This window comes from Acuticoccus mangrovi, assembly GCF_016411865.1.
Taxonomy (GTDB): domain Bacteria; phylum Pseudomonadota; class Alphaproteobacteria; order Rhizobiales; family Amorphaceae; genus Acuticoccus; species Acuticoccus mangrovi.
On sequence record NZ_JAEKJA010000011.1, the window covers coordinates 25,979 to 47,399 of the forward strand.

The following is a 21,421-nucleotide window of genomic DNA, read 5'->3' on the forward strand; positions in this document are numbered from 1 at the left end:
TCGGCGACCGACACTTCCGGGTGAGCGGGGCCGGGCCGGCAAGGTCCGGCCCCTTCCGCTTCATCGAGTGGCGCGCCGCCGCTGCGGCCGCCTCGCGTCGAAGGCCGCACGATGTATCACATTCTGATCGCCTACCCGCTCCTCACGCTCATCTGCTTCGTGGGGCTCTACTTCATCCTCGACCGGCTGGCCCCGCGCGCCATGGCGAGCTTCGAGGAGATCTTCATCGCCGTCATCCTCGCGCTGATGACGCTGGTCGCCTTCGTTCAGGTCGTCCTGCGCTACGGCTTCAACACCGGCATCACCGGAGCGCTGGAGCTCAACCGCATCCTGTTCGCCTGGCTGATCCTCTTCGGCATGAGCTACGGGGTGCGCGTCGGCACCCATCTCGGCATCGACACCCTCATTCGCACCTTCCCGCGGCCGGTGTTTCGCGCCTTCGCCGTGTTCGGCGCCGCCGCGGCCCTGCTCTGGGCGGTGATCCTCATTTCGGGCGACTGGCTGACCCATCTCGGCGCGACCACCCGCGGCGGCGGCGCCGTCGACTATTGGTGGCGCTTCTTCCGCGTCGGCACCGGGCTCGACGACCTGATGTACCCCTCCTTCATGCGCGAGTGGGCCGGGCAGGACCGCGTGCACCGCTGGGTCGCCTACCTCATCCTGCCCATCGGCCTCGGCCTCTTCGCCATGCGCACGCTTCAGGCTCTCGTCGAGATCGTCCAGGGCAAGCGTGACCTCATCATCGCGAGCCACGAGGCCGAAGACCTCGTTGCCGAAAACAAAGACGCCCTGAGGGACTAATGGAACCCATCATCCTCTTCGCGCTTGTTTTCTTCTTTCTGCTGACGGGCGTCCCGGTCGCGGTGTCGCTGGGCCTGTCGTCGCTCCTCCTCATCGCCTTCTTCTCCACCGACACCATCTCCTCGGTGGCGCTGCAGCTCTACACCGCCAGCCAGAACTACACGCTCCTCGCGATCCCCTACTTCATCCTCGCCTCGGCGTTCATGTCGACGGGCGGCGTGGCCCAGCGCATCATCCGCTTCGCCATCGCCACCATCGGCTCCTTCCGGGGCGGCCTCGCGATGGCCTCGGTGCTCGCCTGCATGCTGTTCGCGGCGCTGTCGGGCTCCTCGCCCGCGACGGTCGTCGCCATCGGCACCATCGCCATCGCCGGCATGCGGCAGGTGGGCTACTCGAAGGAGTTCGCCTCCGGCATCATCGCCAACGCCGGCACCCTCGGCATTCTCATCCCGCCGTCGATCGTGATGGTGGTCTACGCCGCCGCGACCGACGTCTCGGTGGGCCGCATGTTCCTCGCCGGCGTCATCCCCGGCATCGTCGCCGGCCTGATGCTGATGATCACCATCTTCATCATGGCGCGCGTCAAGAACCTGCCGAAGGGCGAGTGGCTCGGCTGGGGCGAATTCTTGCGCGCCGGCAAGGATGCGGCCTGGGGCCTCTTCCTCATCATCATCATCCTCGGCGGTATCTATGGCGGCGTCTTCACCCCGACCGAGGCGGCGGCGGTCGCGGCGGTCTACGCCTTCGTCATCGCCCTCTTCGTCTATCGCGACATGGGGCCGCTCAAGGGCAAGCGCTTCCTGCCGGAAGGTGCCTCGCCGGCGACCCGCACCGGCTTCTTCGCCTGGGTCTACGGCCTCGCCCTCTTCGTGGTCGTGCTGATCGTCACCTATTTCGTCTTCGGCGAAGGCGAGATCGCCGACCGGACCATCCTGTCGGCGATCCTCGGCGCCGTGGGCGGGCTCGCCTACCTGCTGCGCCGCCAGGGGGCCGCGGGGGCGCCGGTCGCGCTCGCCGCGGGTCTTGCCGCCCTCGCGCGCAATCTCGCCCAGTCGCTGCTCTACGCGCCCCTCACCATCGTCCACCATGACACGCGCAAGGTGATGATCGACGCCGCCCGCACCACGATCATGCTGATGTTCATCATCGTGAACGCGCTGCTCTTTGCGCACGTGCTCACCTCCGAGCGCATCCCGCAGGCGATCACCGAGTGGATGCTGACCGCCGGCTTCGACTGGTTCACCTTCCTCATCGCGGTGAACGTGCTGCTGCTCATCGGCGGCCAGTTCATGGAGCCGTCCGGCCTCCTCCTCATCGTGGCGCCGGTGGTGTTTCCGATCGCGGTGGAGCTCGGCGTCGACCCGATCCACCTCGGCATCATCATGGTGGTGAACATGGAGATCGGCATGATCACCCCGCCGATCGGGCTCAACCTCTTCGTGACCTCCGGCATCACCGGGATGAGCCTCGTGCAGGTGGTGCGCGCCGCCGCGCCCTTCGTGGCGGTGCTCTTCCTGTTCCTCATCCTCATCACCTACGTGCCGGTGATCTCCACTTTCCTGCCCACCACGCTGATGGGGCCGGAGATCGTCACCCGCTGAGGCTGCCGATACGAAAAAGGCCGGGGCGCGTGCCCCGGCCTTTCTCTCGCCGCCCGTGAGGATCAGCGCACGATCATCGCTTCGGGCAGCTCCTCGTAGTCATCGTCGTCGACCTCGGGCATCGCCTTGATCTCGGCGCGCGTGAGGGTGGTGTTCAGCACCACGTCGTCGCCGGTGATGGTGAAGTCGTCGTAGGGGAAGGCGACGTCGCGGTCGCCGATGCCGAGAAAGCCGCCCACCGACACGATCACCACCGGCTTGCCGGATGCCGGGTCGAGCATGACCTCGTCAATCTCGCCGATCTCCTCGCCGGCGCTGTTGAGGACGTCCTCGCCCTCGAGCTCGTCGACGCGGATCGAGTAGGACACGACGGCGTCCGGCGCCTCGGCGGTGACGCTGTCGGTGGTCGGAGCCGGCGTGGAGTTCGCCGCGACCATCGTGGAATCGGTCTGCGTGCCCGCGGCCTGCTCGTCCGCATCACCCGCCGCCAGCTCCACCTCCGGCGCCGCATCGTCGACGGCGACCTTTGGGCTCGCCTGCTCCACGTCGACGTCGAGCTCGGGCTGCTCGACCTGGACGTCGGGCTCGGCGGTCTCGACATCGACCTTGGGCTCGGCCGTCGCCACCTCGACGCCGGGCTTGCCCGGCTCCACCGTCACGTCGGGATCCGGCTGCGACACCGACACCTTGGCCTCAGGCTGCGACACGGTGACGGTGGGTTCGGGCTGCGTCACGCTGACCTTGGGTTCCGCCTCGGTCACCGTCACCTCGGGCTTGGGCTGCGACACCGCGACCTGCGGCTCCTCGCTCTTCACCGTCACCTCGGGCTCGGGCTGGTTGACGCTCACCTTGGCCGGCGGCTGCGACACGGTCACCTCCGCCGCGGGCTGGGTCACAGTGATGGTGCCCTTGGGCGCATCCGCCGCGGCACCGCCCACCTCGACCTCGGCGAGCACCAGCTTGCCGTCGCCGTCGGTGTCGGCCGCCTCGTAGTCCGCGGCGAAGCGGGCCTTGGACGCCTCGTCGAGCGTGATGTTCGCCTCGGTGAGGCAGGCCCGATACTCGTCCATCGTCAGCGTGGAGTCGTGGTCGGCATCGAGATCGGCGAAGGTCTCGCCGGTCATGTCCGCGATGGCGCACTTTCCGAACTCCGACGGCGTCTGCGCCAGCGCCGGCGTTGCCACGAGAACCGCAGCGAGAGCGCTCCCCATCATCCACTGGGTCGTCATGTGTTGGTTCCCCATCATTGATCTACTTGGCGGCATTGCACCGCCCTATGGGGAATCAATTCAAAGACGTGCCGACTGTTCCGTGGTTTTTCGCACGTTCTTCAGCTCATCCTCCGGGCGAACAACACGGGACCGACCTACGCCTTTACTCCAACGAACGAGACAACCAGATGCGAAAGCGGCCGACGATAGAGTGCCGGCCGCTTTCTTGTTTATTTCACCATCTCATCGGGGAGCGGCGCGTAGGCGTCTTCCTCGTACTCGGGACGGTTTTCCAGGGCGTCGTCGGTCTGAGCCGTGGTCAGTGTCGCGGCGTCGTCCGCGATGGAGAACTCCTCGTACGGCACCACGAGCAGCGTCTGATTGAGGCCCAGGAAGCCGCCGACGGCGACGACCACCACCGGCGTCTGCGATGCCGGATCGAGCACCACGTCATCGATCTTGCCGAGCTTGTCGCCCTCGGCATTCACCACCGGAAGGCCGGTCAGTGCGTCACGATCGATCTCCACCGAGGGCGTCGTCTCGACCGCCGCGGGTGTCTCGGCACCGTCCGTGGAGGGGACCGCGGCGAGGGCGTCGGCCGCCTGCTCGGCGGTCCGGGCCGCCTCGATGGTCGGCGCAGGGGCCGCCGTCTCGGCCTCCCCGGCGGTGACCTCGCCCGTCGGCTCGGCCTCGCCGGTCATCTCTTCCGCCGTGGCGGCGTCGGGCACCGCCTCCTCGGCCTCGCCCGTCGCGGCCGTCTCGTCGGCGGGCTCGGTGCTGTCCGGCGTCGCCGTGGCCGTCGTGTCCGCAGCAGGCTCCGCCTCGTCGGCGGGGCTAGCGGCCTCTGCCGTCGCCTCGTCGCCAGCCGCGGCCGGCGACGTCTCGGGGGTGGTCGCGGCCGCGTCCGTCGCCGGCTCTTCGGCGGGGGCGGCGGCCTCGTTGGCTGTCTCCTCGGCCGGCGCCGCCTCGGGAGCGCTCGTCGTGGCGTCCGTGGTGGGCATCGCCTCTTCGGCGGGAGCGGCCGTTTCGCTCACCTCCTCGTCGGCGGAGGGCGCGACCTCGGGCGCAGTCGCCGCGGTGTCCGTCGCCGGCTCCGCCTCTTCGGCGGGAGCGGGAGCAATGGCCTCTTCCTCGCTCGGGGCGGCGGGTGTGTCGCCGGCGCTTGCCGGGGCGGCGTCGGAGGCCGTTTCCGCCTCCGATACGGGGCTGATGGGCCCTGTCGGCGTCTCCGTATCCGCGGCCTCGGTCTCCGCCGGCATCGAAGCTTCTGCCGCCGTCTCCTCCGCCGGGGCGGCAGGCTCGGTCGCCTCGCCCGCGGTCGGCACGTCTGCAGCCGCTTCGTCCGTGGCAGCCTCGCCCGCAGTCGCCTCGTCCGTGGCAGCCTCGTCCGTCACCGCAACAGCGGCCGGCGCCTGCTCCACCTCGACCTTCGGGTCGGCCTGCTCGACCTCCACGTCGAGCTTGGGCGGGGTGACCTCAACCTGGGGCTCCGGCGAGGCAACGGACACCCGCGGCGGCTGCGGCTCGACCGTCACCACCGGGTCGGCCGGCACGACCTTCACCGTCGGGTCCGGCTGCGTCACCGACACCTGCGCGTCGGGCTGCTCCACCGCCACCTTCGGCTCCGGCTGCTCCACGATCACCTCCGGATCGCGCAGCTCCACCTTCACGTCCGGCTTGGCGGGGGTCACCGTCACGTCCGGCTCGTGCTGGGTGACGGTCACCACCGGATCGTACTGCCGCACGGTGATCTTGGGAGCGGGCTGCTCGACCGTCACCGTCACCGCAGGCTCGAACACGCGCACCTTGGCTTCCGGCTGCTGCACGGTCACGTGGGTGCGATCCGGCGCCGCATCCTCGGTCGCCTGCTGGGCCAGCGCCGGCGTCGCCGCCACGAACGCCACCAGCGCCGTGCGAAGTATGAGGGTCATGGATATTCTCTCGTCATTCTCGCTGTTCTGAAAGCTGTCCCAGCCGGGCGCTCCGCCACGACGAAGAGCCGGAGCATAGGGCCCCGGCTCTCCGCCAGCACTCTGAGCAGAGCTTTAGCGCACCACCCGGTCCTCTGGCACCTCGACATAGGCGCTCTCGTCGTAGTCCGTCCGATCCTCCACCGTCTCCGCGGTGAGGTCGGTGTCGATCATGACGTGGTCGTCGGAGATCGACGCGCTCTCGTAGGGGAACACCACGTCGGTGTCGCCGATCCCCAGGAAGCCACCGGCCGACACGACGAGGAAGAGCTCGCCGCTCGACTGCTTCATCACGATGTCGGTGATCTTACCGACCTTCTCGCCGGCATCGTTGTAGGCAACCTCGCCCTCGAGCTCGTCGAACGGCACGCCCATCGCCACCGAGGAGGCCTCCACCGGGACGCCGGCGGCGCCGTCGTCGGTCGCCGTATTGGCCGCCATCGCGATGGGCTCGTCGGCGTCGGCGCTCGACGTGGCGGCGGCCTCATCGCTCGCCTGCGGCGCAGCGTCGCTGACGCGCTCGATCACCACCTGCGGCTCACCCTGCTTCACCACGACGCGGGGCTCCTCGGTCTCGACCTCCACGTCGGCGTCCGCCTTCTCCACCGTCACCACCGGATCGGGCTGCTCAACCGACACCTTCGGCTTCACCTGCTCGACGGTCACCTTGGGCTCGGCCTGCGTCACCTCGACCTTGGGGGGCGGCGCGTCGATCGCGACCTGCGGCGCGGGCTGATCCACCGACACCGTCGGCTCGCCCTGCTCCACCTCCACGGTCGGCTCCGGCTGACGCACCGACACTTCCGGCTTCTTCTGCGTGACCTCGACCTTCGGCTTCGGCTGGTTCACCGCCACCTGCGGCTCCGGCTGCTCCACGGCGACCTTCGGATCGCCCTGGGTGACACGCACCTCCGGCGCGGGCTGGTCCACCTTCACGGCGGCGGGGGCCTCGGCCACCGTCACCTCCGCCGGCTCGGCGGCGTCGGCGGCCTCGGTGCCGGCCGCACCGTCGAGCTCGGCCACCACCAGGCGGTCGTCGTCGTCGATGTCGAGCCGCTCGAACTCGGCCAGCATCGCTGCGCGCCGGTCGTCCGGAATCTCGTTGGTGGCGAGACACTCCTCGTATTCGGCCAGCGTGATCGTTCCGTCGCCGTCGAGATCGATGGTCTTTCGCGCCTCGGCGCGCACCGACCCATCCGGCATGTCGGCCAGCACGCACATCTCCACGTCCTGCGCCAGCGTGGGGGTCGCGGCCAGCAGAGCAGCCAGCGCGGCACCGCCCAGAATCGTGCGGGTCATTCTTTTCCCTCTCGTCTCGATATTGTCTCGTTAGGAAAGGACTCCTCCTTTCCTTCTCCTGAATTCAACGACCACTCGGGCGAAACTGTTCCTGTCATCTGGGCGGCTGACCTTCGAAGATTGACAAAGGTGGCCGATGACGATTGCGTTGGCCCCCCAGAGCGCTTGGTCCTCAAGCGCACCCGCGGCGCCCCCGCGCGCCGCGCCATCCGATCGCTCCGACGGGCGTCCATCGCCCGCCGACAGGCTCGGTCGTCCCGTACGGGCAGCGGCCGCAAACGAGAAGAGGGAGACGCATGAACAAGATTATGCTGGCGCTCGTCGCCGCAGCGGCCATGACCGCGACCGGCGCGTCGGCGCAAGACAAGTTCATCACCATCGGCACCGGCGGCGTGACCGGGGTGTACTATCCGACCGGCGGCGCCATCTGCCGCCTGGTCAATCGCGGCCGCCGCGACCACGGCATCCGCTGCTCGGCCGAGTCCACCGGCGGTTCGGTCTACAACATCAACACCGTGCGGTCCGGCGAGCTCGACTTCGGCGTGGCCCAGTCCGACTGGCAGTATCACGCCTACCACGGCACCTCGAGCTTCGCCGATCAGGGGCCGTTCGAGAAGGAGCGCGCGGTGTTCTCCGTGCACCCCGAGCCGTTCACCCTGCTCGCGAAGTCCGACTCGGGCATCACGTCCTTCGAGGACCTCAAGGGCAAGCGCGTCAACGTGGGCAACCCGGGCTCCGGCCAGCGCCTGACGATGGAGATCGTCATGGACGCCTTCGGCATCAGCATGGACGACTTCGCCCTCGCCACCGAGCTCAAGGGCTCCGAGATGGCCCAGGCCCTCTGCGACGGCAAGATCGACGCCATGATCTACACCGTCGGCCACCCTGCCGCCGCGATCCAGGAGGCGGTCAACTCCTGTGACGTCGACCTCATCGACGTCGACGGCCCGCCGATCGACAAGCTGATCGCCGAGAACCCCTACTACCGCGCCGCCGTCATCCCCGGCGGCATGTACAAGGGCAACGACGAGGACGTGCACACGTTCGGCGTCGGCGCCACCTTCATCACCTCCGCGGACGTGCCGGACGACGTCGTCTACGAGGTCGTGAAGGCCGTGTTCGACAACTTTGAGCAGTTTAAGCAGCTCCACCCCGCCTTCGCCAATCTGAAGGAGGAGGAGATGATCACCGACGGTCTCAGCGCCCCGCTGCACCCCGGCGCCGAGAAGTACTACAAGGAGCGCGGCTGGATGTAGGCCGCTCCGCGCCGCTCCTCCGGGAGCGGCGCCCCCCGCGACGATGGTTCCTCAATGAAGAAGATCGGCCTGATCGGTGGCCTCTCTTGGGTCGCGACGGCCCACTATTATCGCCGCATCAACGAGCTGACCCAGGCGTGGCTCGGCGGCGTCCACTCCGCCCGCATCGCCATGGAGAGCGTCGACCGCCAGGACTATGTCGACGCCGTGATCGAGCGCGAGGACGAGGCCGCCGCCTGCGCCCAGATCCTCGACGCCGCGGCGGCGCTGGAGCGGGCGCGCGCCGACTTTCTCGTCATCACCTGCAACGACGTGCACCGCTTCGTGCCCGAGCTCGCGCCGCGCCTCGGCGTGCCCTTCCTCCACATCGCCGAAGCCACCGCCGCGGCGATCCTCGCCGAAGGGCTGAGCCGCGTCGCTCTCCTCGGCGTGCGCAAGACCATGGAGGGCGACTTCTATCCCTCGATCCTGTCGCGCCACGGCATCGAGACCATCGTCCCGAACGAGGCGGAGCGCGCCGAGATCCACGCCACCATCTACGACGAGCTGGTGCGCGACGTCTTCCGCGAGGAGACCCGTGCCCGCTATCGGGCGATCGTCGAGGCTCTGGCGGCCCGCGGTGCCGAGGGCGTCATCCTCGGCTGCACCGAGATTCCCCTCCTCGTCGGCCCGCAGGATCTCTCGATCCCGTCCTTCTCCACCACCGAGCTCCATTGCGCGGCGGCGGTGGCGCGCGCTATCGGCTGAGCGATCCACCGACGCGAGGCCCCATGCCCTTTTCCGCCGACGCCTGGGCGAACAACGCCGCCCGCTACGAGACCATCCGCACGATGGGCTTCAACGAGGAACTCGCCGCGGGCACCCTCTCGCGCCAGCGCTTCGAGCACTACATCGTGCAGGACGCCCACTATCTGGTGGGCTTCGGCCGCGCCCTCGCCATCGCCGCCGCCAAGGCGCCCGATTCGGAGCGCATCGTGCAGTTCTGCGACGCGGCCCGCGAGGCGATCGTCGGCGAGCGGGAGCTTCACACCGCCTTCTTCGCCGACTGGGGCATCTCGCCGGAGGCCTTCGCCGGCATGGAGATCTCGCCCGGCGCGCACCACTATATTTCCTATCTCGTCGCCACCGCCTATGCCGAGCCCTACGAGGTGGTGCTCGCCTCGCTGCTCCCCTGCTTCTGGATCTATGCCGAGGTGGGCAAGGACCTCCTCGCCCGCAGTGTGGCCGACAACCCCTTCGCCGCCTGGATCGACACCTATGCCGGCGAGGAGTTCGACGCCGCCGTCCGGGCGATGATCGAGGCGACCGACGCCGCCGGCGCCGGCGCCTCCCCGAAGGTGCTCGCAGCGATGCACGAGGCCTTCACCACCGCGACGCGGCTCGAATATGTGTTCTGGGAGCGCGCCCACCGGGGCGATCCCTGGCCGGTGTAGGCGCCCGACAGGCCCCCCGCCCGATCGAATGCGATCGGACGGAAAGGCCGCCCGCTTCTAACTGCCGAAACCGCCGGAGGCGAGATAGTCGGCCTCCTGCGCCGTGGTCTCGCGCCCCAGCGCCCTGTTGCGGTGGGGGAAGCGGCCGAAGCGCTGGATCGCGTCGGCGTGGATCAGCGCCCAGTGATAGGCCTCCTTGTCGCCCGCCCGGCGATAGAGGTCGACCCCGCGCATCTGCACGGTGAGGTCTTCCGAATGCTGGAACGGCAGGTAGAAGAAGTTCTTCACCGGCATCGTCTGGGTGTGGTCGAAGCGCTGGGCGATCGCCGCCTCGGCCGCGGCGAGCGCCAGCGGATCGGTCGCGAACTGATCCGGCGATCCGCGGAACACGTTGCGCGGGATCTGGTCCAACAGGATGATGCGCGCGAGGCTGCCGGCGGCCGTCGCCATCCACTCGGTGTGGCCTCCGTCGCGCGCCTCTTCCCACAAACCGATCCATCGCCGGCAGGTATCGTCGAAGGCGTCGCCGCCGCCGAACCACAGTGTGGATCCGGCATCGAGCCAGAAGGCCAGGAAGCCGAGTGCCGTCTCGTTCTCACCGTTCATCGCGCATTCTCCTGTCAAAAAGGCCTTTGCCTCTCACAAAAAGCATGGAACGCTGCGCTCGGATCGCGCGCGTCGACACTGGCGCGGTGCGGTTCGGGCGGGTGGTGGCGTGCGTGCGCGGCGGCACCGTCGCCCTTCGGTCTTGCTCGGAGAGCCTTGACGACAGGATGACAGGATGACGACCCAAGCCACCGATCCCAACGCTTCTGGTGCCGCCACTGCCGCCGACGACCTCGTCGCCTCGGTCGATTCCGGTGCCCGCAACCCGCTGGGCTGGCAAATGTGGCTGATCCCGGGCCTCGCCTTCATCTGGTCGCTGTTCCAGCTCTACGTCGCCTCGCCGCTGCCCTTCATCGTTCAGGAGCAGACCGGCTTGAGGGTGGTGTTCAACAACACCGAAATCCGTGCCATCCACCTCGGCTTCGCGCTGCTCCTCGTGTCGATGGCCTTCCCACTCACGCCGAGCTCGCCGCGCCACCGGATCCCCTGGTACGACTGGGTGCTCGGCCTCGGCGGTCTCGCCACCTGTCTCTATCTCATCGTCTTCAAAGACCAAATCGCCGCCCGCCCCGGCCTTCCCACCAACACCGACCTCGTCGTCTCCACCCTCGGCCTGGTCGCGGTGGCGATCGCCGTCTATCGGGCGCTGGGGCTGCCGCTCCTCATCGTGGTCGGCATCTTCCTCGCCTACGTCTTCTTCGGCTCCTCGCCGTGGCTGATGGAGGCGATCCGCTGGAAGGGCGCCTCCTACGGCAAGGCGATGTGGCACTTCTGGATGCAAACCGAAGGCGTCTTCGGCGTCGCCCTCGGCGTGTCGGCCTCGCTGATCTTCCTCTTCGTGCTCTTCGGCGCGATCCTGGAAAAAGCCGGGGCAGGCAACTTCTTCATCAAGATCGCCTTCGCGCTGCTCGGCAATCTGCGCGGCGGGCCGGCGAAGGCGGCGGTGGTCGCCTCCGGCCTCTCCGGCATCTATTCCGGCTCCTCGATCGCCAACGTGGTGACGACGGGCACCTTCACCATCCCCTTGATGAAGCGCACCGGCTTCCCGGCCGAGAAGGCCGGCGCCGTGGAGGTCGCCTCCTCCACCAACGGCCAGCTCACCCCGCCGGTGATGGGCGCTGCGGCCTTCCTCATCGCCGAGTTCACCGGCACGCCCTACACCGACCTCATCGTCTACGCCTTCCTGCCGGCGATCGTGTCCTACATCGCACTCGTCTACATCGTGCACCTCGAAGCCCTGAAGCTCGGGCTCAAGGGGCTGCCGAAGCCGCCCTCCAAGGCCCAGTCGATGGCGCGCAAATTCGGCGGCTTCCTGCTCGGTGCCGCCTTCATCGCCGTGCTCGGCGCCTTCGTCCACTTCGTCCTCGGCTATGCGAGCCGGGCGATGCCGGGGGCGACGATGGAGGTCGCCGTCGGCATCTTCCTGCTCTTCTACCTCGTCTGCCTGCTCATCGCCTCACGGCGACCCGATCTCGAGGTCGACGATCCGGAGGCGAAGATCGTCGAGCTGCCGCGCGCCGGCGAGGTGGCGCTGACGGGTCTCCACTTCATCCTGCCGATCATCGTGCTGCTCTACTGCGTGATGGTGGTGCGGATGTCGCCGGGCCTCTCGGCCTTCTGGGCGACCACCGCGATGATCGTCATCGCCCTCACCCAGCACCCATTGAAGGCGATCATGCGCGGCGGCACGGGCTTCGCCGGCTCGTTCCGCCAGGGCTGGGACGAGTTCGCCGAGGGCATGATCTCCGGTGCCCGCAACATGATCCCCATCGCCGTAGCGACGGGCGCCGCCGGCATCATCGTCGGCACGATCTCGCTCACCGGAGCGCACCAGGTGGTGGCCGGCTTCATCGAGGCGCTCGCCAGCGGCTCCCTGATGCTGATGCTGATCTTCGTCGCGGTGATGAGCCTCATCCTCGGCATGGGCCTGCCGACCACGGCGAACTACATCGTGGTGTCCTCGCTGATGGCCCCGGTGATCATCTCGCTGGGCGCCTCCGAGGGGCTGATCATCCCGGCCGTCGCGGCGCACATGTTCGTCTTCTATTTCGGCATCCTCGCCGACGACACGCCACCCGTCGGCCTCGCCGCCTACGCCGCGGCGGGCATCTCCGGCGGCGACCCCATCAAGACGGGCTTCCAGGGCTTCGGCTACGACATCCGCACCGCCCTGCTGCCCTTCCTCTTCATCTTCAACACCGAGCTCCTCCTGATGCACGTCGTCATCGTCGACGGCGTGCCGCATCCGGAGTTCGTGCCCTGGTACACCGGCCTCAAGGCGTTCGTGATCGCCGTCGTCGCGATGATGGCCTTCGCCGCCGCCACGCAGCGCTACTTCCTGACGAAGAGCAACTGGTTCGAGACGGCCCTGCTCCTCGTCGTCGCGCTCACCCTGTTCCGGCCGGGGGTCTGGCTCGACATGGTGCAGCCGCCCTACGTGGAGCGGCCCGGCACGGCGATCTACGACGTCGCCGCCGCCGAGCCCGCCGGCACCAACCTCCGGCTCGAGCTCGTCGGCACCGACTTCAACAACCCGGACCGGCGCAACTCGATCTTCGTGGTGGTGCCGCTCGGCGAGGGGGCGACGGCGGAGGACAAGCTCGCCGACGTCGGCCTCACCTTCTTCGAGGACGGCGACACGCTCACCGTGGAGGAGCCCTTCCCCGGCACCCCCTTCGCCTATTTGAGCCAGGACTTCGACTTCTACGCCGACGACCCGGTGATCCTGCAGACCGTGCAGACGAACGCGGAGCGGCTGCCGAAGGAGATCTTCTACATTCCCGCCTTCCTGGTCCTCGCCCTCGTGGTGGTGATGCAGCGCCGGCGACAGACGGAGCCCGCCTTCTGATGGCCTCGCCGCACGTCTTTCAGCGCGCTTCGGCGGTGGACATGCCCGTCGCCGTCGGCGGCGACGGGGTGTTCATCCTCACCAAGGACGGCCGCCGCGTGCTCGACGGCTGCGGCGGTGCCGCCGTCTCCTGCCTCGGCCACTCCGATGCGATGGTGGTGGAGGCGATCAAGCGGCAGCTCGACGCCCTCCCCTACGCCCACACCGGCTTCTTCACTTCCGAGGCGGCCGAGACGCTCGCGGCGATGCTGGTGGAGCGCGCCCCGAAGGGGATCGGCCGCGCCTATTTCGTGTCGGGCGGATCGGAGGCCGCTGAGGCGGCGATCAAGCTCGCCCGCCAGTATTTTCTGGAGAAGGGCGAGCCGGCGCGCTCGCGCATCATCGCCCGCCGCCAGTCCTATCACGGCAACACGCTGGGGGCGCTCGCGGCCGGCGGCAACGAGTGGCGGCGGCGCCAGTTCGCCCCGCTCCTCACCGACGCGATGAGCCACATCGCCCCCTGTCACTACTGGCGCTGGGGCGAGCCGGGCGAGAGCGCCGAGGACTACGGCCGGCGCGTCGCCGACGAGCTCGAGACCGAGATCAAGCGCGTCGGCCCGGAGACGGTGGCGGCCTTCATGGCCGAGCCGGTGGTCGGCGCCACCATGGGCGCGGTGCCGGCGGTGCCCGGCTACTTCAAGCGCATCCGCGAGATCTGCGACCACTACGGCGTGCTCCTGATCCTCGACGAGGTGATGTGCGGGATGGGCCGCACCGGCCACCTCTTCGCCTGCGAGGAGGACGGGGTGGCGCCCGACATGATCATGATCGCAAAGGGTCTCGGCGCCGGCTACCAGCCCATCGGGGCGCTGCTCGTCGCCGAGGACATCCACCAGGCGATCGCCGACGGCAGCGGCTTCTTCCAGCACGGCCACACCTATATGGGCCACCCCACCGCCGCGGCGGCGGGCGTCGCCGTGCTGGAGGCGATCGAAGGGCGCGACCTCCTCGCCAACGTGCAGGCGATGGGGGCGCGGCTGCGGCAGGGGCTCGAAGCTCGCTTCGGCCAGCACCCCAACGTCGGCGACATCCGCGGCCGCGGCCTCTTCCTGGGGCTGGAGCTTGTCGCCGACCGCGAGACCAAGGCACCGCTGCCGCCCGAGGCGAAGACCCACGCCAAAGTGAAGCGCGCCGCCCTCGCCCGCGACCTGATGGTCTACCCGATGGGCGGAACCATCGACGGCGTCCAGGGCGACCACGTGATGCTCGCGCCCCCCTTCATCGTGACGGAGGAGGAGGTGGCGATGATCATCGACCGCCTCGCCGGCGCCCTCGAGGAGGCGCTGCCCGCCTGACCTGCCGCCCCACCTATTTCCGGGTGATGCGAGAGGGACGCCGCGCCAGCCCGTGGGTGGTCTTGCGCCAGTGGTGCGGTTTGCGGACGATGTCGTGGATGGCGATGATCACGGCGCACCCCATCAGCACCCAGTAGCCGGGCAGCCAGAAGACGATCCAGGGGCTGAGCCGGGAGCGGCGGCGCACGGTGACGACGCCGAGGGCGAGGCTCGCCCCGTAGCCGGCCAGCACCGCCACGCTTTGCGCCGCCATGAGGACCGGCGAGCCGCCGCCCAGCAGCGGCAGCCCCATCACCGCGAGCGGCGCTTGCACCATGAAGAGGATGTGGGCGAGGCCCGCCGTCAGCGAGCCGATGATGAAGAGGTGGAACACCCCGGCGTCTGCCCAGCCCACCTCGCGCACGAGCCGCACCGGCTCGCGGTTGTGCACCAGCCAGGTCTGGATGTAGCCCTTGAACCACCGCGAGCGCTGCTTCACCCAGGCGTCGGCGGAGAGCGGAGCCTCCTCGTGGGTCTCCGAATCGATCATGGCGAGGCGGTAGCCGAAGCGCCGGAGCCGCACTGCGAGGTCGGCATCCTCGGTCACGTTGAAGGGATCCCATCCGCCGACCTTCAACAGGGCCTCGATGCGGAAGTGGTTCGACGTGCCGCCGAGGAGGAGCAGCCGCCCCATGCTCGACACCATCGGCATCACGTGCTCGAACAGGCAGGCATATTCGATGGCGAACATCTTCGGCAGCCAGCCGTCGCTCAGATTCTCGATGGTGAGGCGCGCCTGGAGGGCGGCGAGCTCGGGCGGCGCCGCCGCGAACGTCTCCGCGGCGATGCGGAGCTGCTCGGGGTCGGGGCGATCCTCCGCATCGAAGATCGTGACGAGATCGCCCTCGGCCTGACGCAGCCCCACGTTGAGCGCCCGCGGCTTGGTGCGCGGCACGCCCGCCGGCACGATCGTCATCCGGCAGGGAAAGTGCCGCGCCTCCCGCTCGATGGCGCGCTGGGTGATGTCGTCGTCGGCCTCCACCAGGAACTGGATGTCGAGCTTGTCGGCGGGATAGTCGAGCCGGCGCAGCGCGCGGATGAGGTGGGCGAGCCCCTCGTCCTCGCGGTAGAGGGGGATCAGCACCGTGTAGACCGGCAGCTCGGCGCTCTTCAGCGGACGCCGCGGCAACCCCGCCCAGCGGTCGTGGACGAGGGGGATGCCCCGGCTCGCAGCGTAGGCGAGGAGCACCGCCGTCACCGCGATCGTCGCGCCGCCGACGATCGACACCGGGGCGAGGATGCTGCCGACCGCCACGATCATGGCGACCGCGAGGAATGTGACGATCTGCCCCCGCGTCACGACCTTGTCGGCAAGGTCCGACGGCGGCACGGCGTGGAGCGGGTCGAGCCGGCCGCGCCAGCTGAGCGGCCCGTCGTGGCCGGCGACGCGCACCAGCGCCCGCGGCGACACGATGAGGAGGCGCGCGCCGAGCTCCGGCCGCCGGGTCAGCAGCGCCGCGAGCCCCGGTAGCCATTCCGGGCACGGGGCGATCGCGAGCCTCTCCCCACCGCTCGCCGGAAAACGCAGGATCGCGGCGCCGGGCTCGAACACGATCGAAGGCCGGCCTTGCCGGGCGAGCCGGCGCAGCTCCTCGCCGTCGTCGAAGCGGCAGCCGAGCCAGCGGGCGATGGCGGCATAGTAGGCCCGATCCTCGAAAGGCGGTGACGACGCCACCCCGTGACTCCCGGCCACGACCTCGGACGGACGGCCGGCGGCGAGGGTGAAGGCGGCGTCGAGGCAATCTTGCGGCGTCGCCTGGGCGAGCTTGACCGCCAGCGCCTCGTTCGCTTCGCGCCGCGCCCGATTGCCCGCGCCGACGTTGCGCAACCCGAGCAGGACGCAGGCTTCGCGCGCATCGACCGCGTCGGCCCGGCTCGGCCTACAACGATTGCGGTTGAGAAATGCGAGCTCTTCGACCACCGGCGACGGTGCGGCCGCCCGCCGCGCCGCGGCACGGGGAGCCGAGATGGAACCTCGTCGCCACCAGACCCCATCCGGTAATTGCATTGCGAGATTTCCACCATCTAGGATAGTGGTAGCATCGCGGCCCCCTTCAGTTCAAGGAGGCAATATCGTGCCGCATCAGCGCTCGTCGGAGGAGCGTACGAAGGCGAGCTGCAGCACGTTGGTGACGCCCGGCGTGTGGAGCGGCACGCCGGCGACGGCGACGAGCCGGTCCCCGGTCCGGGCGATCCCGTAGTCGACCGCCACGGCGCCCGCCGCGGCGATGAACTCGTCGACGTCGCTCGCCCGCTCGGCGACGATCGGATCGATGCCCCAGGTGATGCCGAGGCGGCGGGCGGTCTTGATCTCCGGGCAGAGGGCGAGCACCTCGGCGAACGGGCGCTCGCGGGCGACGCGCAGCGCCGTGGAGCCCGACGTCGTGTAGCAGGCGATGATCTTGACGTTCAGCGTCTCGGCGATCTGACGGGCCGCGACGGCGAGCGCATCCGCCCCCGTCGCCTCCGGCTCGAAGCGCTGGGCGGTGACGACGGAGCGGTAGTTGAGGTCACGCTCGACGGCCTGGGCGACGCGGTCCATGGTCGCGACGGCTTCGACCGGAAACTCGCCGGCGGCGGACTCGGCCGACAGCATGACCGCGTCGGCGCCCTCGAACACCGCCGTCGCGACGTCCGACACCTCCGCGCGGGTAGGCACCGGCGAGGTGATCATGCTCTCGAGCATCTGCGTCGCCACCACCACCGGCTTGCCGGCGCGGCGGGCGGCGCGAACGATGCGCTTCTGCAGGCCCGGCACCTGTTCGAGCGGCATCTCGACGCCGAGATCGCCGCGGGCGACCATCAGCGCGTCGGACAGCTCGATGATCTCCTCGAGACGGTCGATCGCCTGCGGCTTCTCGATCTTGGAGAGGATGCCGGCCTTGCCGCGTGCCATCTTGCGCGCGTCGGCAAGGTCCTCCGGCCGCTGGATGAAAGAGAGCGCGATCCAATCCACCTCGGCGGCGACCACCGCTTCGAGATCGCTCCGGTCCTTCGCGGTGAGCGCGCCGACGGCGATCAGCGTGTCGGGACAGCTGACGCCCTTCCGGTTGGACAGATAACCGCCCTGCTCGACCACCGTCACGGCCCGCTTGGCGGCGGCCTCGGTGACCCTCAGCTGGATCTTACCGTCGTCGAGGAGCAGCCGGTGGCCGGTGCGCAGCGCGGTGAGGATCTCGGGATGAGGCAGATAGACCCGCTCCACGGTGCCGGGCGACTTGTCGCTGTCGAGCACGAACGTCGCGCCGTTTTCGAGCGTGACGCCGTCGTCGGCGAAGGTGGTGACGCGCAGCTTGGGGCCTTGCAGATCGGCGAGGATGGTGATGGGCGAGCCGGCCTCGGTCTCCACGGCGCGGATGCGCTCGACGAGGGCGCGCATCTGATCGTGCGCGGTGTGGCTCATGTTGATGCGGAAGACATCCGCGCCGGCACCGTGGAGTGCCGCAATCTGCGCTTTTTCTGAGGAGGCCGGGCCGAGTGTCGCGACGATCCGCACTCGTCGCGCGCGTCTCATTGTCCGCCGATACCCGACTTCGGTCGCTCCGTCAGCTGCACGGTCCAGGACAGCTTGTCGCCCGTGTCCACTTCGACGAAGCCTCGACGCTCATAGCCGCGGGCCACGCAGTCGCCGGTTCCTTCGATGGTGAACTCTTTGTCGTGAGTGCACATGAAGGCCGTACCGCCCCAGGCGCCGCCCTCTTCGTAGTCCAGCGCGTAGAGGTAGTAGTAGCGGGAGGGAAGCGGGCCGTCGACGACGACCTGGCAGCTGTCTGCCTCGAGGTTCCACCAACCTTCGCTCACCCAGTCCTGGTGGCTCTTATAGCCGATGGCGATACCGATCTGGACGGGGGTCTTGTTGCAGAGCCGAAGCTCGGCCTTCGCTTCGGGAGCCATTGCCAGCAACGCGGCGCCGGCGAGAAGGATAGGCAGGAAAGCGAGCGATACTCGGCCAAAATAGCGGAACATGTGCTGCGAGCCGTCCTATTGTTCGTTCATCATAAACGTGTTCGCGGCGCAAACCTACGCGTTCATGCGAGGTTGCTCGCCCCTTGTCAATCGCGCCGGGATGGCGACACGCGGCGCGTACGCCACCACACGGCCTGTGGTTAACGGCTGCGAATCAATCCCGCAACACAATGTTATCGACATCTCGCATCCTCTGCTTGCGTGAAGCTGAAATCTCCACAAGGCGCCTCGGGCCGACAGGCCTCTTCGATAGCTGCCCTATATGTCGAGAATTTTTCCCCCAGATGGTTGGCTTGCTGAATTTTTCCGACCCTTGAGAAAAGTTTCCCCCCGTATCGTTTCTCAATTCTTGCAAAAGCCGTTCCAATTTTCTGGTGTTGCGCCGAAGGCCGACGCATCAAACAAGCATAAACGGGTCTGCATCTCGCAACAAACCAAAAGCTTGTTCTATTTTTGCCACGCGTTATGCAAGCGATGATTGTTCGGACGACGCCCTTCAACTGCGCGTCGCCCTCGCCGCCGCGTCGGCCGGACCCTTGTGCGCGGACGGGCGCTGCAGCGCAACATCACAGTGCCCCTTCTGTTGCAGACCGGCTTTGCATTTAACGCGGCCTTCACACAGCGGGCGGAAGACAATGAAGATCGGGGACCGACGCGCGGAACGCGTTGATCCCACGTCGTGCTGCGGCAATCTCGTGCCGTCTGAAACTGGGAGAAGTGCCATGGTGAATGGTGGAGTGGCCGGCGAACAGCTGCGCCAGATCGTCGAGCGCATCGAGCGGCTGGAGGAGGAGAAGCAGGGCATCGCCGACGACATCAAGGACGTCTACGCCGAAGCCAAGGGCAACGGCTTCGATACGAAGGTGCTGCGGCAGATCATCCGCATGCGCAAGCAGGAGCCGAACGAGCGGCAGGAGCAGGAGGCCGTGCTCGACCTCTACATGCAGGCCCTCGGCATGCGCTTCAGCGAGGACGACGCCGCGAGCCGCGCCGAAGCGGCGTGACGCGATCGCCCGCGGTCACCTAAACAGGGCCGCGGGCGACCTCCGGATCTTCCGATCGATATCGTCGGGTGCGGCCGCACGCCTGGATCCGCCACCGCATCCTCACGATGCCCGGAGCATCCCGCGGTCGGTCTCCTCGCCGGATCAGACTATTCCCGCTCAAGCAATTCCACTCGAGCGGGACGTATTTTCGAGCGGGACGAGTCTAGGAGCGCGGCCGGGCGTAGACGGTGATGCGGACGCCGGTGAACGACTTCGTGCTCGGCCAGTTGGTCGTGCCCCTCTGGAAGCCCGACGGAGCCCCCAGGAAGCCCTGCGCCATCAGCACGCCGCCCTGTGCGGCCCCCTCGTGATCGCGCGCCGTGAGGCTGGAGAAATCGCCCTCGCCGATCGAGCTGCTGTTGGCGATCAGCGCCGGGCTCGCGCCGCGCACCGGTGAGAGCAGACCTCCCACCTCGGCCTGCGGCGCCGATGCGAAGCTCGCGCCCGAGGGGCCCGGCGGCGTCGGCGTCATCGCGGTCCGCGGGATCATCGCCGTGGTGGCACTCATGGGCGACGACGGGTCCGTCACGTCCTCGCCGTGGGAGTAGGCGAGCGGTGTGGGGTTCGCGTCGCTCCGCGTCCGCAGCAGGCTCGCCGGACGCTGCGGCGGCAGAGCGGCGACGGTGATCGCCCGAAGCGATTCCTCGTCACCCTCGCCTTCGGCCTCGGCGTCCTCGTTGGTCTCGCTCGGCACCGCCTCGAGCACGCCGCGCGGCGCGATGCGCGGGATCGGCGCCGGACCGGCGGGAGCGCTCGTCGCCTCCTCCGCCGCCGGCTCCACCGACACGGCGGTCAGCGGCGCGTCGGGCAGCGCGACGGGACGCACCTCGGGCTCCTCGCTCGCCTCCTCCGGCTCGTCGCTGTTGCGGAAGCGGCCGATCAGGCCGCCCAGCGAGACGCCGGGGAGCTGACGGAAGCCGCCGCTGCGCTCCTCCGCCGGCTCGGGCGTGGCGCGCGCGGAGGCGCCGAGCGAGGCGGTCTGGACCTCGGCGGGCTTTTCTTCCGGCTCCTCCCGCGAGCGCGACGGGGTGCGTGGCGGCGGCGAGGCCGTGCCTTGACCGGGGCGGATCACGCCGCTGTTGACGGCCGCGACCTGCGTCCCTCCGGAGCTCGTCGCGCTGCGGCCACCGCCGCCAAAGGCGAACAGCGAGCCGACGCCAACGCCGGTACCGCCGCGGCCATGGTCGAGCTTGGCGAGCTTGCCCGCCTTCTCGAGCTGCTGCGCGTCGGAATAGCCGGAGAGGGGCTTGCCGCTCGAGGGAAGGTGCAGGGTCTTGCCGTCCGGGAAGAGCTTGACGAGCTGCGAGCGCGACATCCGCGGCCAGGCGCGCACGCTGCCCGTGTCGAAGTGCACGAAGGGGCTGCCGCTGGTCGGATAGTAGCCGACGCCGCCGACCTGCCGCCGCATGCCCGCGGCACGCAGCTTCGCGAGGTCGACGCCCTTGATGTAGAAGTCGATCGCCCGGCCGGCCATGTGCTGCGACTGCTTGGCGACGCCGCGCGAGCGCTGGCGCAGCATCCGGTTGGTCGCCGGCGAGCGGTAGGCCGACACGACGGAGATGGTGCGCCCGCCGAACTCCTGCTGCACGTCCCACAACAGGTCGAACAGCTCGGGGTCCATCTTGGTGGCTTCGTTGCGCCGCCAGTCGCGCAGGAAGCGGTTGAGATCGCGCAGCGCCCCCGGCACATACTGGCCGTTGCGCTTGTAGACGATCTTCAGACTCTCGCGGGTGTGGGTGAAGTAGAGGTCCAGCGTGCGATTTTCGGCGCGCGCCTCGAGGGCGCTGCCCCACAGCGCGCCGGCTGCGGCGAGCACCACCGCCGCCACCCGGCTCCATCCGGCGCCATGGCGGAATGCCAAGCGCCGGCCAGGCCCGCCCGCGCCACCAGCGCGGGGACGTGCGACCATCCTTCGCATGGAGGCGCAAAGCATGGAGGCGCAGAGGCCCGGTACTAGTGGTTGAGCAAACAAACCGCCCCCTGTCGGACACATTGCCAGGGCACGCCGGGA

General features: G+C 68.9%; 16 protein-coding genes. 8 read left to right on the plus strand and 8 right to left on the minus strand.

All coding sequences use genetic code 11. The features are described 5' to 3' along the window. Positions 1-111 precede the first annotated feature (111 nt). Both JCR33_RS13980 and JCR33_RS13985 read left to right on the plus strand, forming a co-directional pair. On the plus strand, positions 112-801 hold the full coding sequence (locus JCR33_RS13980; protein WP_211110304.1) for a TRAP transporter small permease: 690 nt from the start codon (positions 112-114) through the stop codon (positions 799-801). After that, a complete protein-coding gene (locus JCR33_RS13985; protein WP_198882717.1) occupies positions 801-2,402 on the plus strand; it encodes a TRAP transporter large permease in 1,602 nt (533 codons plus the stop codon). The genes JCR33_RS13980 and JCR33_RS13985 overlap by 1 nt, the downstream gene beginning before the upstream one ends. Before the next feature lie 62 nt (positions 2,403-2,464). Here JCR33_RS13985 and JCR33_RS13990 read toward each other — a convergent pair whose 3' ends face one another. From JCR33_RS13990 to JCR33_RS14000, 3 genes are all read right to left on the minus strand, one after another. After that, positions 2,465-3,631: a PRC-barrel domain-containing protein gene (locus JCR33_RS13990; RefSeq protein ID WP_198882718.1), complete on the minus strand. Its 1,167-nt coding sequence runs from the start codon at positions 3,629-3,631 to the stop codon at positions 2,465-2,467. Positions 3,632-3,843: 212 nt separating this feature from the next. Beyond that, positions 3,844-5,544, minus strand: a complete 1,701-nt coding sequence (locus JCR33_RS13995) for a PRC-barrel domain-containing protein (protein WP_198882719.1) — start codon at positions 5,542-5,544, stop codon at positions 3,844-3,846. Positions 5,545-5,658: 114 nt separating this feature from the next. Beyond that, positions 5,659-6,882 (minus strand): PRC-barrel domain-containing protein, encoded by a 1,224-nt coding sequence (locus JCR33_RS14000; RefSeq protein ID WP_198882720.1) that lies wholly within the window; start codon positions 6,880-6,882, stop codon positions 5,659-5,661. A gap of 296 nt (positions 6,883-7,178) precedes the next feature. On the opposite strand from JCR33_RS14000, the gene JCR33_RS14005 reads away from it, so the two are divergent. Genes JCR33_RS14005 through JCR33_RS14015 form a run of 3 tightly spaced genes read left to right on the plus strand, consistent with a single transcriptional unit; the run spans position 7,179 to position 9,571 of the window. Continuing rightward, positions 7,179-8,138 (plus strand): TAXI family TRAP transporter solute-binding subunit, encoded by a 960-nt coding sequence (locus JCR33_RS14005; protein WP_198882721.1) that lies wholly within the window; start codon positions 7,179-7,181, stop codon positions 8,136-8,138. Between the two features lie 54 nt (positions 8,139-8,192). Then, the gene (locus JCR33_RS14010; RefSeq protein ID WP_198882722.1) at positions 8,193-8,885 is read left to right on the plus strand and encodes an aspartate/glutamate racemase family protein; all 693 of its coding nucleotides are present in this window, start codon (positions 8,193-8,195) and stop codon (positions 8,883-8,885) included. Positions 8,886-8,908: 23 nt separating this feature from the next. After that, positions 8,909-9,571: a TenA family protein gene (locus JCR33_RS14015; RefSeq protein WP_198882723.1), complete on the plus strand. Its 663-nt coding sequence runs from the start codon at positions 8,909-8,911 to the stop codon at positions 9,569-9,571. Positions 9,572-9,628: 57 nt separating this feature from the next. On the opposite strand, the gene JCR33_RS14020 is transcribed toward JCR33_RS14015, so the two are convergent. Then, positions 9,629-10,177 carry a DUF924 family protein gene (locus tag JCR33_RS14020; protein WP_198882724.1) on the minus strand — a complete coding sequence of 183 codons (549 nt, stop codon included), beginning with the start codon at positions 10,175-10,177 and terminating at the stop codon, positions 9,629-9,631. Between the two features lie 175 nt (positions 10,178-10,352). Here JCR33_RS14020 and JCR33_RS14025 point away from each other — a divergent pair, with 175 nt between their 5' ends. Then, entirely contained in the window at positions 10,353-13,025 is a 2,673-nt protein-coding gene (locus tag JCR33_RS14025) for a TRAP transporter permease (RefSeq protein ID WP_198882725.1), read from the plus strand. Next, a complete protein-coding gene (locus JCR33_RS14030) occupies positions 13,025-14,359 on the plus strand; it encodes an aspartate aminotransferase family protein (RefSeq protein ID WP_198882726.1) in 1,335 nt (444 codons plus the stop codon). Before JCR33_RS14025 ends, JCR33_RS14030 begins: the two co-directional genes overlap by 1 nt. Positions 14,360-14,372: 13 nt before the next feature. Here the strand turns inward: JCR33_RS14030 and JCR33_RS14035 are convergent, their stop codons facing one another. The 3 genes from JCR33_RS14035 to JCR33_RS14045 all read right to left on the minus strand — a co-directional run bounded on the left by JCR33_RS14035 (position 14,373) and on the right by JCR33_RS14045 (position 18,364). Further along, positions 14,373-16,319: a glycosyltransferase family 2 protein gene (locus JCR33_RS14035; RefSeq protein WP_198882727.1), complete on the minus strand. Its 1,947-nt coding sequence runs from the start codon at positions 16,317-16,319 to the stop codon at positions 14,373-14,375. Between the two features lie 162 nt (positions 16,320-16,481). Then, positions 16,482-17,912: a pyruvate kinase gene (gene pyk / locus JCR33_RS14040; RefSeq protein ID WP_198882728.1), complete on the minus strand. Its 1,431-nt coding sequence runs from the start codon at positions 17,910-17,912 to the stop codon at positions 16,482-16,484. Beyond that, the gene (locus JCR33_RS14045; RefSeq protein WP_198882729.1) at positions 17,909-18,364 is read right to left on the minus strand and encodes a DUF1036 domain-containing protein; all 456 of its coding nucleotides are present in this window, start codon (positions 18,362-18,364) and stop codon (positions 17,909-17,911) included. Before JCR33_RS14045 ends, pyk begins: the two co-directional genes overlap by 4 nt. A 722-nt stretch (positions 18,365-19,086) precedes the next feature. Between JCR33_RS14045 and JCR33_RS14050 the strand changes: the two genes are divergently transcribed. Continuing rightward, positions 19,087-19,368, plus strand: coding sequence for a DUF2312 domain-containing protein (locus JCR33_RS14050; protein ID WP_198882730.1), 282 nt, complete (start codon positions 19,087-19,089; stop codon positions 19,366-19,368). A 205-nt stretch (positions 19,369-19,573) separates the two neighbouring features. On the opposite strand, the gene JCR33_RS14055 is transcribed toward JCR33_RS14050, so the two are convergent. Further along, positions 19,574-21,271 (minus strand): DUF882 domain-containing protein, encoded by a 1,698-nt coding sequence (locus JCR33_RS14055; protein ID WP_232372573.1) that lies wholly within the window; start codon positions 21,269-21,271, stop codon positions 19,574-19,576. Between the last annotated feature and the right edge of the window lie 150 nt (positions 21,272-21,421).

Bases quoted from the DNA above. Each gene is read 5' to 3' on its own strand.
- JCR33_RS13980 (WP_211110304.1), top strand. From the start codon at position 112: ATGTATCACATTCTGATCGCCTACCCGCTCCTCACGCTCATCTGCTTC.
- JCR33_RS13985 (WP_198882717.1), top strand. From the start codon at position 801: ATGGAACCCATCATCCTCTTCGCGCTTGTTTTCTTCTTTCTGCTGACG.
- JCR33_RS13990 (WP_198882718.1), bottom strand. From the start codon at position 3,631: ATGACGACCCAGTGGATGATGGGGAGCGCTCTCGCTGCGGTTCTCGTG.
- JCR33_RS13995 (WP_198882719.1), bottom strand. From the start codon at position 5,544: ATGACCCTCATACTTCGCACGGCGCTGGTGGCGTTCGTGGCGGCGACG.
- JCR33_RS14000 (WP_198882720.1), bottom strand. From the start codon at position 6,882: ATGACCCGCACGATTCTGGGCGGTGCCGCGCTGGCTGCTCTGCTGGCC.
- JCR33_RS14005 (WP_198882721.1), top strand. From the start codon at position 7,179: ATGAACAAGATTATGCTGGCGCTCGTCGCCGCAGCGGCCATGACCGCG.
- JCR33_RS14010 (WP_198882722.1), top strand. From the start codon at position 8,193: ATGAAGAAGATCGGCCTGATCGGTGGCCTCTCTTGGGTCGCGACGGCC.
- JCR33_RS14015 (WP_198882723.1), top strand. From the start codon at position 8,909: ATGCCCTTTTCCGCCGACGCCTGGGCGAACAACGCCGCCCGCTACGAG.
- JCR33_RS14020 (WP_198882724.1), bottom strand. From the start codon at position 10,177: ATGAACGGTGAGAACGAGACGGCACTCGGCTTCCTGGCCTTCTGGCTC.
- JCR33_RS14025 (WP_198882725.1), top strand. From the start codon at position 10,353: ATGACGACCCAAGCCACCGATCCCAACGCTTCTGGTGCCGCCACTGCC.
- JCR33_RS14030 (WP_198882726.1), top strand. From the start codon at position 13,025: ATGGCCTCGCCGCACGTCTTTCAGCGCGCTTCGGCGGTGGACATGCCC.
- pyk (WP_198882728.1), bottom strand. From the start codon at position 17,912: ATGAGACGCGCGCGACGAGTGCGGATCGTCGCGACACTCGGCCCGGCC.
- JCR33_RS14045 (WP_198882729.1), bottom strand. From the start codon at position 18,364: ATGTTCCGCTATTTTGGCCGAGTATCGCTCGCTTTCCTGCCTATCCTT.
- JCR33_RS14050 (WP_198882730.1), top strand. From the start codon at position 19,087: ATGGTGAATGGTGGAGTGGCCGGCGAACAGCTGCGCCAGATCGTCGAG.